Origin of the sequence: Rhodobacter capsulatus (genome assembly GCF_052363175.1) — a bacterium.
GTDB classification, from domain to species: Bacteria; Pseudomonadota; Alphaproteobacteria; order Rhodobacterales; family Rhodobacteraceae; genus Rhodobacter; species Rhodobacter capsulatus_D.
On record NZ_CP198946.1, the window covers coordinates 1525684 to 1550555 of the forward strand.

Consider the following 24872-nt stretch of genomic DNA (forward strand, 5'->3'; position numbering starts at 1 on the left):
GCGAGCGCGCACGGCTTTTGGCCGGCACCCCGATCCCGGGGCCCGGCTCAAAACACGATATCCGCTTGTCGCGGGGGGTGGGATCGCCGCCCCGAAGGCGGCGATCAGGGGCGAGGTCAGGCCGCCTTGCCTTGCGACGGGGCCTCGTTGGCGGCCTTGTAATGCCAAGGCATCAGCTGGCTGTAATCGGTCAGCTCACGCCCCTTTTCGATCTGATCGATGACCCAGCTCAGATAGCGGAAAGGGTCGACGCCGTTCAGGCGCGCGGTCTCGATCAAGGAATAGAAGATGGCCCAGTTCTTCGCAGCCATGAGGTTGCCGGCAAAGAGCGAGTTCTTTTTCGAAAGGGCAATCCCGCGCATGCAGCGTTCGACGGGGTTGTTGTCGATCGCGAGACGGCCGTCATAAACGTACCGGGTCAGATCCTCCCAGCCGCTCAGGAAGTATTTGACGGCAGTCTTCAGGCTGCCCTTGGCCAGATCGGGTTCGACCCGCAGCAGGTCCGCACGGATCTTTTCGAGGACCGGCAGCGCCTCGGCGAGGCGCAGCGCCTGGCGCTCCTCGGGCGGGCAGCCATAGACCCGTTCCTCGACCTCATAGACGGCCTTGAGCCCCTTGATCACGCGTTTCGCAAGGGTGCTCGGCGCGGCCTTTTGGCTGTCGGAGACCTTGCGGCGCGCATGCGCCATGCAGCGCGCGATCTCCACCCCGTCGTTCTGCCCCGGCACCCGGCGGATCCGGTTATAGGCCTTCCAGCCGTCGATCTGGAGGGTGTCGATCAGCGCGCCCTCGAGCATGCGCTCCGCGACATGCCCGCCACGCGAGGCGTCGTGCTCGAAATAAACCGCCGGTTCGGCCTCTTTGTTCCAGCCACGTTCATCGCGGCACAGCCCCCAGAGCCAGGTGGTCTCGCAGCCCCCTTTGGCCTGGGTGCGCAACGGCGTCTCGTCCATGTGCGCCGCATGTCCGCTGGTCACGTGCCGCCAGATTTCATCGCACACCGGCTCCAGAAACCCCGCGATGTGGGTCGCGTTGCGGCTAAGCGTCTGGCGCGCCACGTTGAACCCGGCGTTGTCCAGTCGACGCCGCTGGCGGTAATGCGTCGAGTGTTCGTAAAATTTCTGGCAGACCGCCTCCACCACGGTCCTCGGCGTGATCGTGCGCCTCCGGCCGATGAAGCCCTCGGCATGTGCGGACACGGGCTTGTGCTCCTTGCAGGCGGCGCTGCGGTTGCAGGCGCAGCGGAAGTAGATGTGCTTTTCCCACACGTAATGCTCCGGGATGACCCTGAGCAGGGTGGAGATCCAGTGGCCGATCTCCTTCAGCTCGCCCCCGCAGGGGCAGTGCGTCTGCTCCGGATAATGCTTGATCTCGATGGTCTTGATGTCCTTGGGCATTTTCCGCTTCTGCTTGCCCTTGCGCGCTTTCGGCGTCTCTTCCTCCTCGTCGATGTCGTCGTCGGGCAGATCGAGGGTGCCGTCCTCGATGTCCTGGTAATTGTTGTCCGATCCACCGACGAAGATCTTGTGGCGCAGGAGCTTCGCCTGCTCCTTCTCTTGGCGCAGGCTCCGCTTGAGGGTGGCGATCTGACGCCGGGCGATGCTCTCGCGGGACACCACGTCTTCGAATTCCAGATGTACGTCGATCAGGCACTCCTCGATGCCATGCTTGATCTCGGCGCAGTCGCCGGGCAGCGCGGCCAGCAAATCGGTGATTTCCGTGATGATCTCCCCCATCGGGCTGAGCTCGCCCTCGACCGTTTCCTCGGTCTGGACGGTCTCTTGCGCGATCAAGGGGGCGGTGTCCTCGGGCGGCAGGATCTCGCCATTCAGGGGTTTGTCATTCTGGTCTTTGTCAGCCATTTCCGGTGTCCTCATTCTTCGGGGCAGAGCCGCCCGGGTCGGGCGGTCCGTGGGAGGCGGACACGATCGACAGGCATGACGAGGCCAGCCCTCGGACATGCGAAAAAACGCGCCCGAAGCGATGCTTCTCTTGCTGTCGTAGGGTCCGGTTCGAGGGGAGCTGAAGCCGGGCGTTTCCTTGCGGCGAGCCGCAGGAAATGCTATGAACCAGTTGTCAATTCTGGTGGGCTTCGGCCTTCCACATCACGTCCACGTCGGGATGCGCCAACATCCCGGCGTTTTCGTTTTCAGGGGTCAGGTGCAGGTCATTGCGATCTCCAGGATGGGGGCGAGGATCCGGCAGAGTCATAGCGCGAGATCGCTCAAAACGGAAGAAATCGTTGATAAACAGGCACTTGATGCCTTTTCCGTCTTTTTCTTCGTTTTTCGCTTCGCCGTTCATTTTCGCCACCTCAGGTCTTGTGTCCGACTGATCCCGCTCTACGACCGGCAGCCCCCGAAAGCGGGCTGCGCGGCGTCTGAACCGGGTCGGAGGGGGTGCTGAAACCTTGCGAATTCCGGGTCCCTTTCGGGACGGTCCTCACAAAGTTTTGGCGCTCGGGCGGCAAGAGAGCCTCTCGATGACCGTTTCAAGCCGCGCGCCGTCCGATTTTACGGGCGTGATTCGGGGCGAAAAGTTGGTCAGGAGAGCAACGATGCGAGACACGAAACCCCACGTCCGATCCGGAAGGATCAGCGTATGAGCCGGGAGGCGGCCGGGGTGATATGCGTGTTCTGGGTCATCATGGTGATGAGATAAGGCACAAATTCCGGGGCGATCAAGCCCGTTTTCGTCGGCCAAACCGATGTGGGCTCGCCGCAACGGTCGGATTTTCTTGTCAATTCCCGCGGCTCCGGGGGCTTGACAAGGCGGGCCCGGCTTTTCATTTCATTCAAATCCGGGATGAAGTCGCCGAGCTGCAGATGTGCCGCCGTCGAGGGTCCTAAGCCTCTCCGAAATAGCCGACCTCACAATTTCGTTACCGAGATTGTGGCGACTATTTTTCCGGGCGCGCCTTTTCCGTTCAGTGTCGGATCAAAGCCGGTCTTGGTGCGTATCGTGGGCGGACCTCCCTGCGCTTCACTCCGTTTGAGATATCGTCCCGGGATGGCGGAGGGTGGCTCGGTGATCACTTGCCTCATGGTGGCTCTGGCCCGGACCCGCGCGGTCTTCGCGCGCAGGACATCTACATTCCCGACCGGCACATCGACACGATCCGCGTGAAGACACAGGGCCTCCGGTGAACTGGCGACGGCAATGCGGCATGGCTTCGGATGCAGGCTTCCTTTACACCCGCCTATACTTCAGTGAATTTATCTGGCGCTGCTGGCATGGGGGCAAAACTTGTTTGATTTCGAGATTTCCGCATCGGATGTCGTCTTGACCTACCGCGCTGACCAGCGAGACAATGGATGGGTTTGGCGTGAACTGCGGGACCATGGGAGAGTCACCCTTAGTAAGGTCTTCAACTTCGAGCGTCGAGACTTGGCCTCCGAGCCCGACCAGGGAGACCAAGAAAATGACTTCGAAGATTTCGAGTATCGGTTTCGCTTTGCAGCGCGCCGTGGTGGGTACTTCCACATCAAGGGCAGGATATTAGACATTGATAACCCCGTACTCATCATTGACGATGGACTGCGATTGGAGCGCAAGGTTTTCGTCGCCGAGCGTAATATCTCAATTTTCAGGAAGATCGCTGATCTCGTCGCGCCGGATCAGCCCATCATTGTTGGCGGCAGTCGGGAAGGCGCTATTCCGATTCCGGACTTCCAAACGCTTTTGAGCAAATTCCCCAATACCGGGGAACTCAACCGGTACGCCGCAGCCAGGGTAGCGAGTGTGATCGGAGACTACATTACCCCCTTGAGGGATGCGCGAGCGCATTACGAAGCTTATTTGAACCGCCGGCGTTCGACGACGACCGCAACGCTGGCCCAGCCCGAGCTGCTCCAAACCGAGATCGAAAAGTACGTCTTCATCCGTGACACCATCACGGGGTGGTTGCGGGATGGCACTGCGCGATCCGAACGCGACTGGCAGGCGATGATCGTCAACTTCTTGCTGCTGATCTTTCCTAAATATGTTGCCGTGCTGTTCAACGTAAAGATCGTCGACGCATATTCGGTTTCGGGGGCGACGAAGGATCGCTACATCGACCTCGCGTTGATCGATGCTGCTGGAAACATCGACGTCATCGAGGTTAAGAAGCCCTTCGACGACGCATTGATGGGCCGGACGAAGTATCGGGACAACTACATCCCCACCAAGGAACTCTCGGGCAGCATCATGCAAGCGGAGAAATACTTGTTCCATCTTTCGAAATGGGGCGTGGTTGGCGAGAAGGTGCTTTCAGACAGATATGCCTCGAAGCTGCCGTCGGGAATGGGAATCCGCATCACGAATCCGAAGGCGATGATCATCCTCGGCCGGGACCGCCGGCCGGACGGGGCCGAGGCCTTGGATGCCAGCCAGCAGCTCGATCTGGAAATCATCAAGCGCAAGTACGCCAACGTGATCGATATATTGACCTATGACGACCTGCTGCGCAGGTTGAATAACATTATCGCGTCGCTGCACCAGCGAGCAGATGCGCAAGCTGTGGAAGCGCGGACATAGGGCGCGGCGCGTGAGACTGCCGTATCGCCCTGAAATTGGTCGCGTCCAGACCCGACGACCAAACCTATGATGGACCTCCGCGCGCTGGTGGAGAAGAGTGGAGAACCGCTCGACAATGAGGCCCTCACGGCCGTCGAGGCTAGGTCGACCGCAGCCAGCTTACAGGCACCAGCTTGATGCCGTCCCGCCAGCGCTGGACCATGGCTTCTCTGAACCAGTCCTCGAGCAATTCGACATGGTCCATTACGATGATCTGCATGTTTGGATAGTGCTCTGTGCAATAGTCGTAGAGTAGCTTGTATAACTGAGCGACTGCAGCTTGGTCCTCGTCACTGTTGCCGTCAATTTCCCCGACGTCCCGTTCAGGCGGGTAATGCGCCTGAGACGGCTGATCGAGTATCAGGAATGCGGGGACCGGCCGATTTCGAGCACGAAACAGCCCATGGAGTGCGAGGTGCGCAGCGACATGATAGCCGACCCAGTTTTCACCGCTACCTATCTGCGGAAGAGCCAAGGGACCATCGATCGTGTCCGCGACAACCGTGAGATTCTTCCGATCAAGTCGCAGCGCATTGTCGCCATGCTCAAGGTTTAACATGCGCGCGTACCGTGTGAGATCGCGACCCACTAGGCTTAAGGCGGTGGTAAGCCGTTCTTCTAGCGCCTCCTGATCTAGGAGCTGTTCGAGTTCGGATACCTCGGCTCTTGCCCGTGCAATCGCCAGTCGAATGCCGTCGTCGGAAGTGACAGTCCGAGCATTCTCAAGATAGTAGCCGATACGACCTGCGACACGAGCCTGTTCGGTGAACTGATCCTGTTCGACCCTGAGCCGTTCATTTTCTGCTATTCTCGCGAGAATATCGGCTTGGACGGTTCTCAGTTGTACGTCGAGGGCGTTTCGACGCGCTTCAAGCTCCGCCTGTCGGGCTTGGAGGAGTGGGTTGTCTCGGCGCACTGACCGTAGCTGGCCTTCAAGCGATGTGAGCGATCTACGAACTTCGCTGACCGATGGGATGGGGGTTGCCAAGTGGCTGTCGCAAAGCGGGCAGGTTTCCGCGTCGCCGCTGTCGTCAGTAAGCAAGCCGATCGAGGCAAGGCGAGCTTCCTGCTCCCGAGCCTCAACCTGAAATTCCGACGCCTCTCGTTCAAGCCGTTGGACATCGGCGATCTCTTCGCGCACCTCTTGCATTTCACCGCGCAAGCGCCGACGGCGATTTTCCAGGTCTGTTAGGTCCGATGCCGGGTCGTCATTGCGCGCGTAGGCAAGCTCGCGGGGAGCCGCAGCGGTAGTCAAAAGTTCGCGCAGGTCGGCTGGCGTGTCGGCGAAGGCATCGAAGGGCAACAAGCCAACCCGCTTTGCTTCCTGAAGAAGCGATTGGGCGGTGGTGGATTCTTCATTTGCCAACGCGCGAGCTTCAGAATAGTCGCGTTCAAGCTTACGCAGGCGCGCCCGAGCCTCGTCATAACGCATGCGCTGCAGGTAATGATCCTCGCCCATTGCGCCCACGAAGTATGGCAGCGTGTCCTTGATGTGTGAGGGTATGAACTGTTCACCCTGACGATGGAAAAGCAGGCGGCGGCTTGCTATTTCATCCTGCGCTTGAAGGCAAAAGAAGATCGCTTGGCTGGCCGATGCCTCCAGCGGCGCCCGGGTCGATCCAGCTTCTGGAATGTGCTTGTTCTCAGCGATGCCCAATACCATCGAGAGCCGGGTGCGCAGACCATCGGCGGTAACATTCTTGGTGAAGGGCTGAGGGGTGCTAGGAAATCCTGCCACTCCGCGCTCGAAATAGATCTCGTCGCTGGCCCTGCCGGCTGGACCCGGATTGCGCCGGGCTATCAGAATACCTTCTCCGCCGCGGTCCAGCAGGATGGCGAACCAGGACACGCTGCGCCGGATCTCGCCCTCTGGAATAGTGCATTCGCCGCGGCCCCAGCAGTAGTCGACGATGTCGAGCAAGGCCGACTTGCCCGTTTTCGAGGCTCCGGTGACGATGTTCAGTCGGCCAAGAGCGAACTCAATGTCTCGCCGCTCTCCGTCGTGGGAATAGATTGCGACCGCGCGCAGCTGCAGGATCATGGCGCAACTCCCATAGTCTGGAGGATTTGGACTGTCGTCTGGTGGATTTGGGGCCGCGCGCCTTGGCTGGCGAACCATCGGCCAAGTAGACTGGCTGCGCGGCGAATCTCGTCGACAGCTGGCGTAGTCACCTCGACTTTCGCAGAAAGTCTTATGGGCTTCTCACCCGTCCGTAGCCCCTGATCATCTACCGTCAGGGCTCGATGTTGCGTGAGGAAGAGCAGGGCTTCACGGCTGATCGGTCTAAGACGCAGGGTACGCTCCGGCAGTTCGGCTAGGAGCGCCTCATTGTTTGCCGACCAGGTTGCCATGGTTGTGTTCGCCCGACCAGGTAACGCGGCAAGAGTTGGCGGGTGCAACACCAAGGGGAGGACCACAAAGCCCAAAGGAAGCGGAAACGCCGCCGAGCGGATCTGTTCATAATCCTTGGTGGCGCGAGCAATCAGTTCACCGCAGAAAGCGGGGTTAAAAAGCGCCGCCTCCTCAGGAGGGCGATCGCGCCACGATAAATTCCAGCGCGAAGCCACTGCTAGACCTCCTCGTCGCAACAAACCGTCTCGTAATCTGGATGCCATCCGACACGCAGGTCGTTAGCCAGAATATGGTAGGAACCTACTGTGAGGAAACGGTGGCTGACTGTCCGAAACGGGAAGCGGGCGTCTGCCTCTACCCAACTGTAAAGTTCTTGGCCGGCTTGGCGGCGCGCTGCATCGGTGATTTCTTCATCGCCGATCTTGTCGCGCATTTGCTGAAACCGGGGCTGCCATTCCTCGATGAGGGTTTGCTCATATCTCGCGATCTCGCCGTCGAACAATAAGTGCTCACGGACCCACTTCGACCGCTGCGTGAACGCCCGATAGTAGTCTCTCTTGGCATATTCGACGCGATTTCCACCGACGCCAACCATCTTCAATTGTCGGACGAAGGGGCGCCCTTCGTAGTCAGCGATCTCGTCAGTTGGAGGATCGACATGTTCTTGGTCGGCAAACAAGGCATCGCGCTTAAGGCCGTCACGGATGTCGTCAAGCTTTGCCTCGATTTCCAGCACCGCAATGGATTCTGCGGGGCTGGAAATTAGCGCCTTGCATACACGCGGCCACCACCAGCCCTCCAATCGCTCGCGGGCTATTGCGGCTTGGCCTCTGGGCGCGAGCAGGCGTAGGTCATTTTCGATTACTTCGCTCAGGTCAGTGACTAGCGGTTGTTTGTCCAAGATTTCGATCGAACTCAGGAGCGAAATCCGCATGGTGGGGCCGAGTGCTAGGAAAGCTGCATAGGCCGCATTCAGTTCTTGATTGCCTCCCACTTCCGCGACCGCCTGAAGCAGTGCGGCCGCGGCTTTGGGGTCTCGCACTTCTCCGGCGGGATAGGCTCCCGCAGGGCGCAGCTTTCCGGCTGCACTGTCATCGGGTGCAGAGCCTGTAGTCACCAGGGCAAGACGGGTACGCGCGGGCAGAGTCGGATCTCTGGCAGCGGCTTCGCACCAGACGCGCAGTGTTTTCCAGAGGTCGACACATTTGTCGCTGAGGCTGGCCACCCGATTGATGTGATGCTTGGCCTGAAGAAGCTCCAACGCCGTTCCATTGGTTTCGAACGAGACGTCATCCAATCGTTCGATACCTACCTCGACACTAGCTTCGGTGTTCACGTACTTCAGGCACAGAGCGAGCGCTAAACGGGCCTGATAGAGATAGCCCGCAGCGGATGGGGCTGCACTGAAGTTCATGGGTGAGGTGGCCAAGCGAATACCTCCTAAAGTGCGAACTTAACCATTCTCGGATATGTATGACAATCATCGAATCTTGTGGTGGTACGGGGCGGCATACCAGAAAGCTATCGTTCAGGCGCGGTACGGCGGAATTACCGCCGGATTGGCCGCGATGCCATCGACCGGGCCGGTCTTGCCCCAGAAACTGCCGATGATCACCTTGACGATGGTGCCGTCGTCATCGCCCTCGATCAGGATATCACTAGCGCCAACGTCCTGATAGCGCGGCGCGGTCATCTTCAGCGCGGCGGGCAGGTTGGCCCAAAGCTGAAAGCAGTGCATCTACCCCTGCGTATTGTCTAAGGGCATTCTCTGTGCGCAGGCGTGCAAAAGGGCCTCCCTGATTTCTGCAAGGCCCATCCGCCCCACCGTCGGAAACCTCCCACAAGACGACCCTGCGAGGGGTTATGTTTTACGTTAGGGCCCAAGGTATCCCAGATGCCGGGAGGTCTTGCCGCGAGAAGCCCTTGAAGCGATCAGATCGTGATCCTCGAAGGCAGGGACGGCTGCTCAGATACATCACGGAGCAAGCCCGGAATCATCAATTTACACTCCCCCCAAACTTGAAAATTTGGGGGAGTTTTTTCCTTTTAGATCGGAGACAGGAAAAGCTCCATGGATCCATAATAAATTTCCATCGCATCTCTATTATATCCAAACTGCCCGGAAATCGTCAGAGGATCTTCGCTGTTTGCTTCAATGAAGTGTCCGGAAACTGACCTGTTCAAAGGATCAGTTATATATATCCCGTTCCCGTTCTGAGCCAGTGCGGATGTAGTCCAGGGGTTGCTGTTAAAATGGAGAGATGACCCATCCGAAGTGATGACGTCTCCCGGAAGAGCCTTGAAGTAGCGGGTCGTCGAAACCGGTGTGTATGACGAATAAGTAAGATTAGCTTTCAAGATCCACTCATACCCGGACGGTGGGTTTCCGACATTGATGGTCATGGATCTATCCGATGTATAATAATTTTTGTACATATTTGAAGTCGCCCCGTCTCCCTTTACAGCTGGGATCAGCACACGGATATTTCCGAGATCCAACCGTCTCGTAATATTGAATGCCAGACTATCGGCATATTTCTTGCTGACGACCTGATTGTCCGCAGTCGGGTTCGTCGCGATCGGAACGGTCGGGAAGGCGGCAAAATCCTTCACACCCGAAATCGCCTGGTTGCCGGTCAAGGACACCTTGGTGTCCGCATAGGCCTTGTTGGCCACCGCGGTCGAGGTGGTGCCCATCGCCGGGATATAGGTTGCCGGGGGCAGGTTCACCGTTCCGGTTCCCGTCAGCGTGCCGGTGAAGGTTTTCGTCCCGGCCACCGTTTGGGCACCGGTGGTGTTCACTGTCGGCAGCGTGATCGCAGCAGAACCGTCAAAGGCCACGCCATTGATATTCGCCGCCGCCGCCAGTTTCGTCGCGGTTGCCGCATTGCCGGTGATCGAACCCACGATCGGCGAGGAGAAGGTTTTCGTCCCGGCCACCGTTTGGGCACCGGTGGTGTTCACTGTCGGCAGCGTAATCGCAGCGGAACCGTCAAAGGCCACCCCATTGATGGCGCTCGGCGCCATCAGCTTCGTTGCCGTCGCCGCATTTCCGGTGATCGAGCCCACGATCGGCGAGGAGAAGGTTTTCACCCCGGCCACCGTTTGGGCACCGGTGGTGTTCACCGTCGGCAGCGTGATCGCAGCGGAACCATCGAAGGCCACCCCATTGATGGCGCTCGGCGCCGCCAGCTTCGTTGCCGTCGCCGCGTTGCCGGTGATCGAGCCTACGATCGGCGAGGAGAAGGTTTTCACCCCGGCCACCGTTTGGGCACCGGTGGTGTTCACCGTCGGCAGCGTGATCGCAGCGGAACCGTCAAAGGCCACGCCATTGATATTCGCCGCCGCCGCCAGTTTCGTCGCGGTTGCCGCATTGCCGGTGATCGAACCCACGATCGGCGCCGAGAAGGTCTTCACCCCCGAAAGCGTCTGATCGCCCGAGGTGCGCACCACCGAGCCGTCCACCGCAAAGGTGGTGCCGGCGAGCGACAGCCCGGAGCCTGCGGTATAGGTGGTGCCTTCTGCGCTCGCGACCTGCGCATCGACATAGGCTTTCGAGGCCACCTGGCCCGCCACGGTCGGTGCCGTGATCGGGATGACCGGGATATCGCTGAAGGTTTTGACCCCGGCCACCGCTTGGGCGCCGGAGGTGTTCACCGTCGGCAGGGTGATGTTGGCACCGCCATCGAAGGCCACGCCGTTGATGGTTCTCGCCGCCGCCAGCTTCGTTGCCGTCGCCGCATTGCCGGTGATCGAGCCCGCGATCGGCGCGGAGAAGGTCTTTACGCCCGCCAGTGTCTGATCGCCCGAGGTGCGCACCACGGTGCCGTTCACCGCGAAGGTGGTGCCCGCAAGAGACAGGCCGTCTCCGGCGGCATAGGTGGTGCCCACCGCGCCCGCGACCTGGGCATCGACATAAGCCTTCGAAGCCACCTGGCCCGCAAGCGTCGGGGCCGCGGTCGGAACCGTCGGCAAGGACGAGAAGTTTTTCACACCCGCCAGCGTCTGATTGCCCGAGGTGCGCACGACGGTCGGATCCACCGCCACCGTGATCCCGCCGCCGAGCGTGCCCGAAGCGGTAATCCCCGATCCCGCGGTGATCGTTCGATTTGCGAGATTGGTCACACGGGTGTCGAGGGACGAAACATCGCCTTGCAGCGTGGTCACATCGCTCCGCAACGAGACGACATTGCCCTGCAGGGTCGTCACCGAGGCGGTGAGCGCGGTCACATCGCCCTCGAGCACGGTCACCCGTCCAGAGAGCCCGTCAGTCAGTCTGTCGACATAGGCCTTGTTGACGGCATCATTCGCATCGTCGGGCGCGCTCGTCACATTGACTTCGCCGCCGAAGGTGACGGCGCCCGTAAAGCCCTTGGCTCCGGTAATCGGGGTGCCGCCGATGATCTGGTTCGTGCCCATGGTGACATAGCTGCCGCCCGCGGCCGAGATCGCGTTGTCGACGTAGAGCTTGTTCGCCGCCCCCATGTCCCCGGTGGGCGTTCGCACCGCGACGGAACCGGTGAAGCTCTTGTCGCCACTCACGCTCTGGTTCGTCGTCAGCGTGACGAGATCGTCGATCGCATCGTCGACATAGGCCTTGTTGGTGACATCGCGCGTCGAGGCTGGCACCTTCGTCACCTGCACGTCGTCGGAAAACAGCACCGGCCCATCGAAGGTTTTCGCACTGGTGATGGTCTGAGGCATGCCCGACTTCGTGACATAGTCGGACAGGTCGGGCTCCGGCGGCACATAGGCGCCGAACATGTCATCGACATATTGTACGTTCACGCCAGCGCCGGGATCGCTGCCGTCCGGGGTGAGAATGCCGGAGATGCCGAACCCGGCCATGTTCAGGCCCTGGGTGGCGATGTGATCGCCAAGGTTGTCGCCGCCTCCAGTCGTCGTGTCGGCCAGATAGCCGACCGTGCTCTGGATCACGCCTGAACTCTCCTCTGTCACCTCACCGGCTCGATCAATCCGGAACTGCGCAGAGGCCGGAGAAAGGCCGAACAGAAGGGCGATGACGGAGACCGAAAGCAGATGGCGCGCGACGCCGGTCAGCCCCGACCTGGCCTGATCCCCTTTGGGGACGATGCGAGAGAGTTGTGTCGTCATATTGCGCGCCATGATTACGCCTCGTCTACTGGGGACCATTTCGTCCATTGTAATCACGCGAACGAAAGCAACCAAACAAGATGAGACGGAAATTCACATGAAACGGCGAAATAAGTCGAATTTGCAGCCAATCTCGGAAAAACAATTTCGCAAAACTGTTGATTTCGGCATCTTCAAGCGGCGCAATGCTGCGCGTTGAATATCATTTCGGAAAAGATGCCATATTTTATTTCCAGACAGCCAGATATCACGCATTGAAAATCCGGATTTTCAGATTTTCACCATGCCGACAAAGTCTGTTGCGTTTTGTCGTGTCAACCGCCGGACAGGCCGTGACGGCGATCTACGAGCCGCGCGAATATATCCGCTGTCTATGGCGTTCCAGATCAAGGCGCCAGGCGGCAGACTGTGCTGTCATGGAGCTAATTGCTCCGGAGGCCCGCATGGACACGCTGCCGATCCTCGTTCCGCCCGTTCTGAACCTGGTGAGCGCGATCGCCGTGGGCGTGCTCATCGGCGCCGAGCGCGAGCGGCGCAAGGGCGAGGGGCCGGCGCGCTCGCCCGTGGGGCTGCGCACCTTTGCCATCGCCTCGACCGCCGGGGCGGTGGCCTTCAGTCTGGGCGGGGTGGCTCTTTTGGCCGTCATCGCGGCCTCGGTCGCGGGGCTGCTGGCGGTGTCTTACGGCAAGCGGCCGCATCAGGACCCGGGGCTGACCACGGAAATCGTGCTGCTGCTGACGGTGCTGCTGGGCGGGCTCTGCATCCCCGCGCCGCAGATGGCGGCGGCGATCGCCGTCACGGTGACGGTTTTGCTGCATCTCAAGGCCTGGCTGCACACGCTGGTCACCACGCTGATTTCCAAGGACGAACTTGACGATGCGCTGATCTTTGCCGCGGCGACGCTCGTCATCCTGCCGCTGGTGCCGGATCGGCCGATGGGGCCTTGGCTGGCGCTGAACCCGCATTCCTTGGGCATCGTGATCTTGCTGGTCATGGCGATCGGCGCGGCGGGCTATCTGGCGGTGCGATTGTTCGGGGCGCGGTTCGGGCTGCCGCTGTCGGGGGCGCTCTCGGGGTTCGTCTCCAGCACGGCGACGATCGGCGCGATGGGGGCGCGGGCGCTGCAATCGCCCGAGATGCGGGCCGCCTGCGTCGCGGGGGCGGTGCTGTCGACCGTGGCGACGGTTCTGCAGATGGGGCTGGTGCTGGCCGCGGTCAGCCTGCCGACGCTGCGCCAGATGATCCTGCCGCTGGTCTTGGCCGGGGTCACCGCCGTGGCTTACGGTGTGGTGCTGACGCTGGTGGCGATGCGCCATCCCGCGGCCGAGACGCCCGGTCCCGGCAGCGCCTTCAGCCTGAAGACGGCGCTGATCTTCGGCAGCGTGCTGGCGCTGGTGCTGATCCTCGCGGCCGGGTTGCAGGCACATTTCGGCGGTTCCGGCGTGCTTCTGGCGGCGACGGCGGCGGGGCTGGTCGATACCCATGCCTCGGCGATCTCGGTGGCGACGCTGGTCGCTGCAGGCAAGGTCGCGCCCGAGGCGGCGGCGGTGCCGATCCTCGCGGGGCTGAGCGCGAACACTGTGACGAAGATCCTCGTGGCGACGATCAGCGGCGGGCGCGGCTTTGCCCTGCGCGTCGTGCCGGGGCTGGTTCTGGTCATCCTGGCGGCTTGGGCGGGCAGTTTGCTCATGTGATCGGGTGGATCCGAAGCCGGGCACCTTCCCCCTTATGCCATTGCAGGATGGCATGTGAGCCGGGTCTTCACACCTTTTCGGCCCGCTCTCCCGGGGCGCGATTTTGCCATACGCGCACAATGCGAAACGGGGTTAGTCTTCCGGAAGAATCGTCAGGGTTGCATCATGTCACTTCGTTTCAGGCAGACTTTCACACTTTTTCCCGGCGTCCGCATCAATGTCGGCAAGCGCGGCATCAGCACGAGCATCGGGGTCCCGGGCGCAACCGTCAACGTCGGGCGACAGGGCGTCCGGGCAACGGTCGGGCTGCCCGGAACCGGATTGGGGTTCAGCACCACCGTCATTCCGTTCTCCTCATCGCCCGGAGCGGTGGAACTTGCGCCTCCCGCGCTTCCCCAGAACGCCCCGGCCACGGCGCCCGCCGAAAGCCCGGCCGCGGGCAACATCCCGGCCTCGGCGAAAATCTACATGCCGGTCTCGGGGATGAACGAGATCGCCAGCGCCTCGGTCGAGGTTCTGACCAGCACCTCACTGCTGCCGTTGCGGGACATGATTGCGCAGGCGCGCGAGCAGCGGACGCAGGTCACCGCGGATCTGAAGGAGGCGAAGGACGCCGAGGCGGCGCAGCAAAACGAGCTGCATCGCCGCCGCCGAAGCCTGTTCCGCTGGTTTTACAAACGGCGCATCGCCGAGCTTGAGGTCGAATTGCCCGTGACCCAAGCCGAGGTCGCAAGGCTGATCGCCTGGGAGGGCAGCACGAAGATCGACGTGACCTTCGAGTCCGGGGATGCCGCGCAGCGCGCCTATGCGGAGATGGTCCGGCTGTTCGAGGCGCTGCGACAGAGCGCGAAGAAATGGGATGTGACCTCACACAGGGCGGCGAACCGGGTGGCGGAGCGCACAACGGCGAGCCGCGTCATCGACCGTCATCCGGTCCGGTTGGAGTTCAGCGCGACGGATCTGATCCGTTTCCCCGGGCGCGCGATGCGCTTCGAGAACGTCAACGGCGACGACATCCTGATCTATCCCGGCGTCGCGGTCATCCCGCGCGTGGATGGCGCTTTCGCGCTGATCGACATTCGAGAACTCTCGATTTCGGCGGCAAATTCGCCCTTTCAGGAGGAAGACGGCGTTCCGAAGGATGCCGAGGTCATCGGCCACACCTGGGCCAAGGCGAACAAGGACGGCTCGCCCGATCGGCGGTTCAAGGACAACCATCAGATCCCGATCTGCCGCTACGGACGTCTGACGTTCCAGTCCGGGTCCGGCGTGACGGAGGAATACATGTTCTCGAACGCAGCGGCGGCAGAGGCCTTCGCGGGCGCGGTTTCGCGATATCAGGCGGCGCTCGCAGAGAGCGACGGGGCCTCGGAGCCGTGAGCCGGGGAGAAAGAGGTGCCATGAGCGCGAGCAAAAACAGGAGGAAAACGGGCCTACACAGGGATGCGTAACCGCTGGGAATCGCGGAATTGACGATGCGCTCTGCGAGATCTACGGATTCGGCCTTCAGCGGACGGTCGGCCCTCCCGGCGCGTGCCGCCGAAGCGACCGTTCGAGCGCACCGCAGCGAGAGCCACGCGCAGCCCAAAGGGGCCACGTGCGCGGAGCTGAGCGTAAGGCTTGGCGTAGGCTGGAGGGCGGTTTGCCGCCCGTGATATGCGGCATGGCGCTGGCAGAAACAGACGCGAGAGGCTTTTGGGGCCGTTGGTCGCGCCGCGACGACCTTTGCGGGGCCATCGTGTGCCCGCCGTTGGAAAGCCCGGCCGTTCGCGTTATCCTGCCGCATGTCCCGCGCTGATCTTCCCTTCTTCCCGCTGCGCCCGGGCCGCGTCCACGAGGTCTGCGGCCCCTCGGCCCCGGTCTTTGCCGCCTGCGCCGTCGCCAGCCTGCAAGGCCCGGTGCTGTGGCTGCGCGAGGCCTGGCTGACCGAAACGCTCAACCCCCTGGGGCTTTTGCCCTTTCTTGATCCCGCCCGGGTGCTGCTGGCGCGCCCGGCCAACCAGATCGACGGTCTGGCGCTGGCCGAGGAGGCGCTGAAGGACGGCAGCCTTGCGCTTGTCGTGCTGGAGATCACCCGCCCGCTTAATCTGCGCGAGGGGCGGCGACTGCAGCTGGCGGCGGGGGCGGGGGCCACGACGGGGCTGTGCCTGATCCCCGAAGGCATGGGCTCGAATGCCGCCGAAACGCGCTGGCGGGCGACGCCGATCTTTGATGCCGCGGACACGGACTCGACTCCGATGCGGTGGGAAATTATAAAGAACAAAATGGGAACATTGGGCGCATGGAATGTTTGCTGGAACGCGCAGGCGCATCGTCTCGATCTGGTTTCCCCGACTGGCGACTGACCGGGCCCTGCGCGCCTGCCCGGTCGATGGCCCCTTCGTCCTGTCGCAACGGCTGGGCAGCGCCGAGACGATTTTTTGCCTGAACGCCGAGGCCGAGGCCGCCGGTCTTTCCCGCGGCATGCGGATGGCCGATGCCCGCAGCTTCTGCCCCGGGCTGATCAGCCGCCCCGCCCGCCCCGATCTCGACACCCGTTTTCTGGCCGGGCTGCGGCGTTGGGCGGAGCGCTATTGCCCCTGGGTCGGGCTGGAGGGGCAGGACGGTCTGGTGCTCGATGTCACCGGCGCGGCACATCTGTGGGGCGGCGAGGGGCCGATGTGCGCCGACATCCGGGCGCGGCTCGAACGGGCGGGGATCACCGCGCAGCTTGGCCGCGGGGCCAGCCGCGGTGCCGCCTGGGCGCTGGCGCATTTCGGCGACCCGGTCGCCGAGGCCCCCGAACCGGATCTGCTCGCCCTGCCCGTCGCGGCGCTGCGGCTCGATCCCGACACGGTCTCCGGGCTGCAACGGCTGGGGCTGCGCCGCATCGGCGATCTGACCGCCAGCCCCCGGGCGCCGCTGGCCCGTCGCTTCGGCCCCGATCTGCTCACCCGGCTCGATCAGGCCCTTGGCCACAGCCCCGAGCCCGTCACCCCCGCGGCCGAGCCGCCGCAGTTCGCCACCCGGATGACCCTGCCCGAGCCGATCGGGCTGGAAAGCGACGTGATGGCGGGGCTGACCCGGCTTCTGACGCCGCTTTGCGACAAGCTCGCCGCGCATCAGGCCGGGGCCCGGCAATTGCTGCTGACCCTGCGCCGGGTCGATCAGGCCAGCCAGCAGGTCGAATTGCGTCTGGCCGCACCGATGCGCGACCCGGCCCGGATCCTGCCGCTGTTCGCCCGCGGTCTGGCCGGGGTCGATGCGGGGTTCGGCATCGACCAGCTGCGGCTCGAAGCCACCCGGGTCGAACCGCTCGCCCCCGCGCAGCTGGGCACCGCCCATGCCGCCAGCCCCGACCGGCTGGCCGATCTGCTCACCCGGCTCGGCACCCGGATCGGGCTTGAGAACATTCACCGCTTTCTGCCCGCCGAAAGCCACATCCCCGAACGCGGCTTCCTGATTGCCCCCGCCGCCTTCAGCACCGCGCAAGACGGGTTTCACGCCCCCCGCCCGCGCCCCCTGCGGCTCTTTCCGCCCGAGCCGATCACCGCGACCGGCCCCACCCCGCCCGCAAGGTTTCGCTGGCGGGCCATGCCCCTCACCACCGCCCGCGCCACCGGGCCGGAACGGATCACCCCCGAATGGTGGCTCGAAGATGAGAACTGGCGCCACGGCTTGCGCGACTACTGGCGGGTGGAGACCGCCGAGGGCCGTCGGCTCTGGCTGTTCTTCACGCCGCAAAACCCCGGCTGGTTCGTGCAGGGGGAATTCGCATGAGCGTTTTTCCTGGTCCAAATACGCAAAATTCCGCCGCCTATGCCGAACTCTGCGTAACCTCGAATTTCACCTTCCTCACCGGCGCCTCGCACCCCGAGGAGCTGGTGGCCCGCGCGGCGGAACTGGGGCTGGCTGCCATCGCGATCACCGACCGCAATTCGCTGGCAGGCGTGGTGCGGGCTTTCTCGGCGCTGAAGACTCTGCGGCAGGAAACCGAGGCGCTGCGCATCCGCTCGGCCACCCGAACCGATCCGTCCTCGCGCCAGACCCTCGACCCGGCCCAGCCGCTGCCCCGGCCCGAAACCCCGGATCTGCCGCGGCTGATCATCGGCACGCGGCTGGCCCTGCGCGATTGCGCGACGGAATTTCTGGCCCTGCCCACCGACCGTCCGGCCTATGAGCGGCTCTCGCAGCTTCTGACCCTTGGCAAGCGCCGGGCGGGCAAGGGCGACTGCGCCCTGACCCTCGACGATCTGGCCGCGGGCGGGGCCGGGCTGATCCTGATCGCGCTGCCGCCACCCGACTTGACCCACGCGCTGGCGCCCCTGCAACGGCTGCAGCGGCAGTTTCCCGGCCATGTTTTTCTCGGCGCCGCGCCGCGCTATGACGGCACCGATCAGGCCTGGTTTCGCGGCTGCGCCGATCTCGCCCTGCGGGCCTCGACACCGATGGTGGCCGTGGGCGACGTGCTGATGCACCGCGCCGCCCGCCGCCCCTTGGCCGATGTGCTGACCTGCCTGCGCGAGGGCACCACCATCGACGCCATCGGCACCCGGGCGCTCCCCAATGCCGAGCGCCGCCTGAAAAGCCCGGCCGAGATGGCGCGGCTTTTCCGCCACCACCCCGCCGCGATCCGCCGCACGCTGGAGATTGCCGCGCGTTGCGCCTTTGATCTTGCGGAACTGAGCTATGATTACCCCGGCGAAGACGACACGGAACCGCCGCAGGCCCGGCTGGAGCGCCTGGCCCGCGACGGGCTGGCGCGGCGCTATCCGCAAGGCGCGTCCGAGCGGGTGCATCAGCTGATGGCCAAGGAACTCGGTCTGGTCGCGGAGCTGGGCTATGCGCCCTATTTCCTGACCGTGCAGGACATCGTGCAATTCGCCCGCTCACGCGGCATCCTGTGTCAGGGCCGCGGCTCGGCGGCCAATTCCATCCTGTGTTATCTGCTTGGGATCACCGATGTTTCCCCCGACATGATCGGGATGGTGTTTGAACGCTTCATCTCGCGCCACCGGGGCGAGCCGCCCGATATCGACGTCGATTTCGAACATGAAAGGCGCGAAGAGGTGATTCAGTGGATCTATGAGAAATACGGCCGCGACCGCGCCGGGCTTTGCGCCACGGTGATCCATTTCCGCACCCGCGCCGCGATCCGCGAGGTGGGCAAGGTGATGGGGCTTTCGGCCGATGTGACAGCGGCGCTCTCGGGGCAGATCTGGGGCCTGTCGAACCGCGGCGCCGATCCCGCCCGCCTGCGCGAGATCGGCCTGAACCCCGAGGACCGGCGGCTCTCGCTGACGATCCGGCTGATTTCCGAAATCATCGGCTTTCCCCGCCATCTTTCGCAACATGTCGGCGGTTTCGTGATCACCCGCGGGCGGCTGGATGCGCTTTGCCCGATCGAAAACGCCGCGATGGAGGGGCGCACCTGCATCGAATGGGACAAGGACGACATTGACGCCTTGGGCATCCTCAAGGTCGATGTGCTCAGTCTTGGCATGCTGACCTGCCTGCGCAAAAGCTTCGATCTGCTGGAACGCCACAAGGGGTTGCGGCTGGATCTGGCCACCGTGCCACAGGAAGACTCGGCCACTTATGCGATGCTGACGCGGGCCGATGCGGTGGGGGTGTTTCAGGTCGAAAGCCGGGCGCAGATGAATTTCCTGCCGCGGATGAAGCCCGCCACCTTTTACGATCTGGTGATCGAGGTGGCGATCGTCCGCCCCGGCCCGATTCAGGGCGGCATGGTCAAGCCCTATATCCGCCGCCGTCAGGGGCTGGAGGCGCCCGAACCCTTTGGCCCCGCCTTGGCCGCAGTGACGGCGAAAACGCTCGGCGTGCCGCTCTTTCAGGAGCAGGCGATGCAGATTGCCGTCGTCGGCGCGGGATACAGCGCCGAAGAGGCCGATCAGCTGCGCCGTTCACTGGCCTCGTTCCGGCGCATGGGCACGATCGGCGCGCATCGCGACCGCTTCGTGCAGGGGATGACGGACCGCGGCTATCCGCGCGCCGTGGCCGAGGCCTGTTTCGCCCAGATCGAGGGCTTTGCCGATTACGGCTTTCCCGAAAGCCATGCCGCGGCCTTTGCGATGCTGACCTATGTCTCGTCCTGGCTGAAATGCCACCACCCCGAGATCTTCGCCTGCGCGCTGTTGAATTCGCAGCCGATGGGCTTTTACGCCCCGGCGCAGATCGTGCGCGATGTGCGCGAGCATGGGGTGGAGGTGCGGCCGATCTGCGTGAACCGCTCCGACTGGGACAACCGGCTGGAGCGGCGGGCCGACGGGCGGCTGGCGCTGCGGCTGGGGTTTCGGCAGATCAAGGGCTTTCGCGCCGAGGATGCGGGCTGGGTCGTCGCCGCGCGCGGCAATGGCTACCCGGATGTCGAAAGCCTGTGGCTGCGCGCGGGGCTCTTGCCCGCCGTTCTGGAACGTCTGGCCGAGGCGGATGCTTTCGCGGGCCTTGGCCTGACGCGGCGCGATGCGCTTTGGGCCGTGCGGGCGATCCGGGCCCCCAAGCCCTTGCCGCTCTTCGCCAATCCGCTGGATGGCGAGGGCGGCATCGAGCCCGCCGTGACCCTGCCGCCGATGCATCTGGGCGAGGAGGTGGTCGAGGATTACATCGCCCTGCGCCTGACCCTGCGCGCCCATCCGATGGAGCTCATGCGCCCCGGCCTGCCCGGTCTGACCTGCCACGACCGGCTGGTGACGGCGCCGCTACAGCGCACCTCCGTTTGCGGCCTGGTGATCACCCGCCAGCGCCCCGGCACTGCCTCTGGCGTCATCTTCCTGACCCTCGAAGACGAAACCGGCGTGGCGAATATCGTAGTCTGGCCAAAGATTTACGAACGTTTCCGCCGCGCCGTCATGGGCGGGCGGCTGCTGCGCGTCACCGGGCGGCTCGAACGCGAGGGGATCGTGGTGCATCTGATCGCCGAGCGGATCGAGGATCTGTCGCCGCGGCTTTCCGAGCTGGGCCACCCGCTCGATGGCGCCATCGGCCAGACCCGCCCCGAGGCCGACGATGCCCCCCGCACGCCTTCCCGGCCCGCCCGCCAGCCGCCCCGCGCGCAGCATCCACGCGAACAGGCCAAGCGGCTCTTTCCCAGCCGGGATTTCCATTGAGCCAACCGCGTCGGCCCAAACGATAGATGCAGGGGGCCGGCACAGAGAGGTAGCCACCGCGTCGCAGGGCCGGAACCACCCATGCAAGGCATCACCAGAAAGGCCGAGCTCCCGCCCCGCGTCATTGGCAATCGGCCGGTTCCGGGAGCATCGGTCGCGCCAGTCACTACGGCCTCGGCGCGACGTCCGCAAACTGCGCGTTGTGTCGTTCCCCATGGAACCCGCGAAGGGCGGCTTCCGTTGATTGCTGCGCTTGCAATGCTGCAACCTCACCGTCGGCAAACCGCCCGTTTTGACGGGGCGAGGTTTCGCGCAGCGCCCGCACAAGGGGTCGCAATGACCTGCGCACCTCTCGCTATGAAATGCATCAGCGGCGGCTTCGGATGACTGCGCCAAGACGGGCTATCTGCGGTTCAAGGCCGGGTGCGCCTGTCAGCGATGCGCCAGATACTCGGCTGCGACATAGCCCGAGACGTTGGGCCGGTCGGTGAGGAAGACCCGGCACCAGACCTTGCCCGCCCGTGTCAGACAGGCGCCGCGGGTCAGGCGGGTGTCATCGGGCAGGCCGATGAGGATCTTGTGATCGAGGCCCGGGCCGTCGCGCAGCTTCAGAAGATCGTTCGGCCCGGCCCCCTTGACCACGGCGCCGTTGCCAGCGGCGCAGCCGGCGGCGATCAGCAGGGCGAAAAGGGCGGCAAAAGGAAGGCGCATGATCTGTCCTGAGCTATTTTCCCAAGCCATAGGACATCCTTGCGCGCGCCGAAAGCCGGGTGTCATCGGAAAAGCTTTTGCAGCCGAGGGCGCAGTCGTAGAAAGCGGCGATAGGCGGCCTCGAACGCCGGGGCGAGGGGCGGCCACCCGGCCATGAGGCCAAGCGGGCGCAGGATCGGAATGGCCCGCCACATCGCGCCAAAGGCTGCCGCCCCCGAGAGCAGCTGGCCGTTCTCCTCCGCATGAAATCGGGCGAGCAGTTCGGCGCGGTCGATCGGGCAGGGGGCGTCAGGGCTGTTCAGATCGACGAAGCGGATCGCCCTGCGCCGGTCGAGCCGCCGCATCAGCGCGATCTCGCGCGCGCAGAGCGGACAGCCGCTGTCGAACCAGACCGTCAGAGAGGGTGCCATGCGGGCCTCGCTTTGCCAGAGGGGACCGGCTGAGAGATGGGCCGGGTCTTGCGGGGGTCAAGCCGACCAAGGGAGGCGCAGATGCCTGACCGTCTGACCCCGGAGGAGATGGTGCGCCGGTCCGCAACCGCCCTGGGAAAGATCGACCTCTACGGCGCGCGCGGCATTACCATGGTGAGCTTCGAAGAGATCGAAGCCATGGCCTGCCTCCTATCAGATCAAGGCCTTTCTCCGGCCTATCCGGGGGCTCCGGCCCCGAAATTCACCTTCACCACAACTCGCAACAGTCAGGAGCCGGATCATGGCTAAGGAACTCACCATCTCGATCGACGAGGGAACCTTGGCCATGTCGGACCCGCTTTCGACGGCCACGAAGGCATCGGCCCAATCCGCCTCGGTCGGCTCGCCCCGCGGCGCGGCCACCTCGTCGACGGCGTCCTCGATGGTCGGCGCAACCTCTTTGACGGCGCAGCGGCAAGCCTGTGAGGGCGAGAAATCGGCAGCTTTCGACGCCACGATGGCTTCGAGCAGCTTGTCGGCATCGGCCGGGGTCAGCGCCTCGAATTCCGTGTCGAAATCGCCCGCGGCGACCGGAATCTCCTCGACCAGGCCGGTCGTGCAGCGAACATCCGCGGCCGATGCGGCATCCTCGTTCGCTTCGACGGCATCGTTTTCGCCATCATCTTCAGCAGCGGGAAAATTGACGAGCAGGACATCAAGGCTCCCGAACCCCTCCTCAACCCTGGGAAGCAACTCCCCAAGAAGATCGGCGTTCAGCCGGTCCGCAACGATCGACGCCAGTTCGGGACTGTAGAAAACAGCCACCCGCTTCGGCTGCATCACGAGGAGCTCGACGCTCCCGTCTTCCATGTCATTCAGCGTATACATGCCATCCTCCGGCTGCTCATCAAGCCCCGGCCACCACGCCGGAACGACGCTCCCCGGTTGCCCGGGAAGCGTTTCGCGTCAGGATTTCTTCGGTTTCGCGGGCTTGAAAGCGAGATGCGCGCTGGCCGGGATCTCGACCGTCTCGCCGGTGGCCGGGTTGCGGCCCGTGCGCGCCTTTTTCTGACGCTGCTCGAAAGAGCCGAAGCCCATCAGGGTCACCTTCGACCCGGCTTCGGTTTGGGCGGTGATTTCGGCCAGAATGGCGTCGATCAGTTCCTTGACGTTGGTCTTGGCAAAGCCGGTCTTGGCCGCGACCTGGTCAATCAGGTCGGATTTCGAGAAAGTAGGTGTCTTGCCCATATGGGCCTCCTGTTCATTTCGGTTGGTCTTCTGGGTGGGTCCGCGAGTGGCGGGGTAGGCCCGGCCGGAGTGGACGGCCGGTAAAAGCGTCAGGCCTTGGCGAGGTCGATCGTCACCGAAGTCCAAGGCGCATCAGGCGCTTCGCGCCTTTGGATGCGGTAGTAGGTCTTCGAGCCGACGGTCCGTATCGCGTCACGGATCGCATCCATGGCGCGGTTCCAGCGCTCGTCCTTGCTCTCGAGTCTCAACAGCGTGAAGAGCCCCGAACGGCTAACTTGGCCTTCCTTGTCGGTATTGAAGGTCTTGGTGATCAGCGCGCGGATCTCGGCACGGCTCTCAGCGGCCCATTCGTTCAGACATTCGTCAAGGAGCGCCTTGCCGATCTGCAGCTCGGGCCCAAAATCGAGCAGGTCGTTGACGCGCACCTCGATCTTCATCAATCCATCGAAGCTCTGATAGGTGCGGTTGCCCTTCGGCCCGCCCTTGGTCAGGCTGTAATCTTGCTCAAGGATCGCGTCGAACGCCCCGAGATCTTCGTAGGTGTGTTCCTTGAACCGGGTCACCTGAGCCGACAACGCCAGCGCGAAACCCATGATCTTGCGCACGGTCTCGTCCTCAAGGACATGCTGCGCCTTGATCAGTTCGACCGGCATGAGCGCGCCTTTCGCGTCGGTCATGTAGGCCTTGCCGTTGACGTCGATGATGCCCGTGAGCACCGCAGCGGGGGTGAAGTCAGACATTCTGTGGTTCCTCGTTGGTGGTGGTTTCGTGGTTACGTTTCGTGAGGCGTCGAGCGGCTTTGGTGATCGCAGCCGCTGCATCGTCGAGATCGATGTCGTCGATGCCGCGCTCGTCTTTCAGGATCTGAGCAACGAGGATGAGGGTTGCCGAGACGCTGGGCGTGCCAGCGGGACCGGCAAGGCTGCGGCAAGCGGTCAGGCATCGGGTTCGATCGGCCTTGGCGGATCGGCCGCGGGCCGGGCCGATGTGCATGGGCAGGCGTCCGGTGCTCTGACCATCGATGCGACGGCCAGCGGACACGCCGAGGCCAGCAATGCTGGTGATGATGGCGGGTTCGCCTTTGTGGCTGCGGGCGAGTGGCGCGACTACCAAGCAGCCGGGGCGTGGCGTGATTACCAGGCCGCGGGGATTTGGCGAGCGAGGGCAGCGTGAAATATACTTATGGCATCTATTCGAATGACAGCTTCAAGCTGCTCGTGCCGGTCCTTCGCAATGGCGATGCCATGCCTTTGACGGGCGCTGCGATCGAGGCGGTGGCGAGCTGTGGATCTGTGGGCGTCGCCGCGACGATCATCATGCAAGATGCTGCGGCGGGCCTGATCGGCGTTGTGTTTCCCGCCGGTGCGCTGGCCGTGGGCGTCTGGCAGCTGCATGTGAGGGTCAGGATCGGCGGCGAGACGCAGACGGTCCTGACGGCTGCGATCACCGTGGCCAAGGCTGCGGAGGTGGCGCCGTGACGACGCAGCTAGCTGGGATGGTGCGGCGTCGGCCGCAACAGTCGCGGCATCTGCTTGATGTCGAGACACCAGCTAAGATTGCCGGGCGCCTTAAGGATCTGGGATACAGCTTAGAGACTGCCCGCAACGCCGCAGAGATTGCCTGTGCCGTCGGGCAGTCGCTCCGAAACGGAGTGCGACATCGGCCGCAACAGTCGCAG

19 protein-coding genes, 1 other RNA gene and 1 pseudogene are annotated in these 24872 nt (G+C 63.5%); 8 read left to right on the top strand and 13 right to left on the bottom strand.

From position 1 onward, the window contains the following. Positions 1–116 precede the first annotated feature (116 nt). Both tnpC and ACTTAI_RS08550 read right to left on the bottom strand, forming a co-directional pair. Positions 117–1961: an IS66 family transposase gene (gene tnpC, locus ACTTAI_RS08545; RefSeq protein ID WP_444455306.1), complete on the bottom strand. Its 1845-nt coding sequence runs from the start codon at positions 1959–1961 to the stop codon at positions 117–119. 115 nt (positions 1962–2076) lie between these two features. After that, positions 2077–2304: a hypothetical protein gene (locus ACTTAI_RS08550; RefSeq protein WP_444455307.1), complete on the bottom strand. Its 228-nt coding sequence runs from the start codon at positions 2302–2304 to the stop codon at positions 2077–2079. Positions 2305–3246: 942 nt separating this feature from the next. Between ACTTAI_RS08550 and ACTTAI_RS08555 the strand changes: the two genes are divergently transcribed. Beyond that, positions 3247–4518, top strand: coding sequence for a Shedu immune nuclease family protein (locus ACTTAI_RS08555; RefSeq protein ID WP_444455308.1), 1272 nt, complete (start codon positions 3247–3249; stop codon positions 4516–4518). 139 nt (positions 4519–4657) lie between these two features. On the opposite strand, the gene ACTTAI_RS08560 is transcribed toward ACTTAI_RS08555, so the two are convergent. From ACTTAI_RS08560 to ACTTAI_RS08580, 5 genes and pseudogenes are all read right to left on the bottom strand, one after another. Further along, entirely contained in the window at positions 4658–6598 is a 1941-nt protein-coding gene (locus tag ACTTAI_RS08560; RefSeq protein WP_444455309.1) for a DUF3732 domain-containing protein, read from the bottom strand. Beyond that, a complete protein-coding gene (locus ACTTAI_RS08565) occupies positions 6595–7125 on the bottom strand; it encodes a three component ABC system middle component (RefSeq protein ID WP_444455310.1) in 531 nt (176 codons plus the stop codon). The genes ACTTAI_RS08560 and ACTTAI_RS08565 overlap by 4 nt, the downstream gene beginning before the upstream one ends. A gap of 2 nt (positions 7126–7127) precedes the next feature. Next, positions 7128–8339 carry an ABC-three component system protein gene (locus ACTTAI_RS08570; RefSeq protein ID WP_444455311.1) on the bottom strand — a complete coding sequence of 404 codons (1212 nt, stop codon included), beginning with the start codon at positions 8337–8339 and terminating at the stop codon, positions 7128–7130. Between the two features lie 126 nt (positions 8340–8465). Then, a pseudogene (locus tag ACTTAI_RS08575) lies at positions 8466–8681 on the bottom strand (pirin family protein); the annotation flags it as partial. Positions 8682–8956: 275 nt separating this feature from the next. Beyond that, positions 8957–12037, bottom strand: coding sequence for a beta strand repeat-containing protein (locus ACTTAI_RS08580; protein WP_444455312.1), 3081 nt, complete (start codon positions 12035–12037; stop codon positions 8957–8959). Between the two features lie 431 nt (positions 12038–12468). Here ACTTAI_RS08580 and ACTTAI_RS08585 point away from each other — a divergent pair, with 431 nt between their 5' ends. The 5 genes from ACTTAI_RS08585 (at position 12469) to ACTTAI_RS08605 (ending at position 20825) form a co-directional block, all read left to right on the top strand. Beyond that, positions 12469–13719: an MgtC/SapB family protein gene (locus tag ACTTAI_RS08585; protein ID WP_444455313.1), complete on the top strand. Its 1251-nt coding sequence runs from the start codon at positions 12469–12471 to the stop codon at positions 13717–13719. A 165-nt stretch (positions 13720–13884) separates the two neighbouring features. Next, positions 13885–15099 carry a DUF4236 domain-containing protein gene (locus ACTTAI_RS08590; RefSeq protein WP_444455314.1) on the top strand — a complete coding sequence of 405 codons (1215 nt, stop codon included), beginning with the start codon at positions 13885–13887 and terminating at the stop codon, positions 15097–15099. Positions 15100–15503: 404 nt separating this feature from the next. After that, positions 15504–16064 carry an ImuA family protein gene (locus tag ACTTAI_RS08595; RefSeq protein ID WP_444455315.1) on the top strand — a complete coding sequence of 187 codons (561 nt, stop codon included), beginning with the start codon at positions 15504–15506 and terminating at the stop codon, positions 16062–16064. Beyond that, on the top strand, positions 16006–17478 hold the full coding sequence (locus ACTTAI_RS08600; protein ID WP_444455316.1) for a Y-family DNA polymerase: 1473 nt from the start codon (positions 16006–16008) through the stop codon (positions 17476–17478). The genes ACTTAI_RS08595 and ACTTAI_RS08600 overlap by 59 nt, the downstream gene beginning before the upstream one ends. After that, positions 17475–20825, top strand: coding sequence for an error-prone DNA polymerase (locus ACTTAI_RS08605; protein WP_444455317.1), 3351 nt, complete (start codon positions 17475–17477; stop codon positions 20823–20825). Before ACTTAI_RS08600 ends, ACTTAI_RS08605 begins: the two co-directional genes overlap by 4 nt. Positions 20826–21257: 432 nt before the next feature. Here ACTTAI_RS08605 and ACTTAI_RS08610 read toward each other — a convergent pair whose 3' ends face one another. The 6 genes from ACTTAI_RS08610 to ACTTAI_RS08635 form a co-directional block, all read right to left on the bottom strand. After that, positions 21258–21536: an SH3 domain-containing protein gene (locus tag ACTTAI_RS08610; protein ID WP_444455318.1), complete on the bottom strand. Its 279-nt coding sequence runs from the start codon at positions 21534–21536 to the stop codon at positions 21258–21260. Positions 21537–21598: 62 nt separating this feature from the next. After that, positions 21599–21946: a thiol-disulfide oxidoreductase DCC family protein gene (locus ACTTAI_RS08615; RefSeq protein ID WP_444455319.1), complete on the bottom strand. Its 348-nt coding sequence runs from the start codon at positions 21944–21946 to the stop codon at positions 21599–21601. 213 nt (positions 21947–22159) lie between these two features. Further along, positions 22160–22834: a hypothetical protein gene (locus tag ACTTAI_RS08620; RefSeq protein WP_444455320.1), complete on the bottom strand. Its 675-nt coding sequence runs from the start codon at positions 22832–22834 to the stop codon at positions 22160–22162. A 6-nt stretch (positions 22835–22840) separates the two neighbouring features. Further along, positions 22841–22913, bottom strand: an RNA gene (locus ACTTAI_RS08625) — hammerhead ribozyme type II. Continuing rightward, positions 22913–23194 carry an HU family DNA-binding protein gene (locus ACTTAI_RS08630; RefSeq protein ID WP_444455321.1) on the bottom strand — a complete coding sequence of 94 codons (282 nt, stop codon included), beginning with the start codon at positions 23192–23194 and terminating at the stop codon, positions 22913–22915. Before ACTTAI_RS08630 ends, ACTTAI_RS08625 begins: the two co-directional genes overlap by 1 nt. Positions 23195–23283: 89 nt before the next feature. Then, on the bottom strand, positions 23284–23934 hold the full coding sequence (locus ACTTAI_RS08635; protein ID WP_444455322.1) for a DUF3164 family protein: 651 nt from the start codon (positions 23932–23934) through the stop codon (positions 23284–23286). Here ACTTAI_RS08635 and ACTTAI_RS08640 point away from each other — a divergent pair. Both ACTTAI_RS08640 and ACTTAI_RS08645 read left to right on the top strand, forming a co-directional pair. Beyond that, positions 23921–24367, top strand: a complete 447-nt coding sequence (locus ACTTAI_RS08640; protein WP_444455323.1) for a hypothetical protein — start codon at positions 23921–23923, stop codon at positions 24365–24367. The two genes, ACTTAI_RS08635 and ACTTAI_RS08640, sit on opposite strands and share 14 nt — an antisense overlap. Continuing rightward, a complete protein-coding gene (locus ACTTAI_RS08645) occupies positions 24364–24672 on the top strand; it encodes a hypothetical protein (RefSeq protein WP_444455324.1) in 309 nt (102 codons plus the stop codon). The genes ACTTAI_RS08640 and ACTTAI_RS08645 overlap by 4 nt, the downstream gene beginning before the upstream one ends. Positions 24673–24872: the final 200 nt, after the last annotated feature.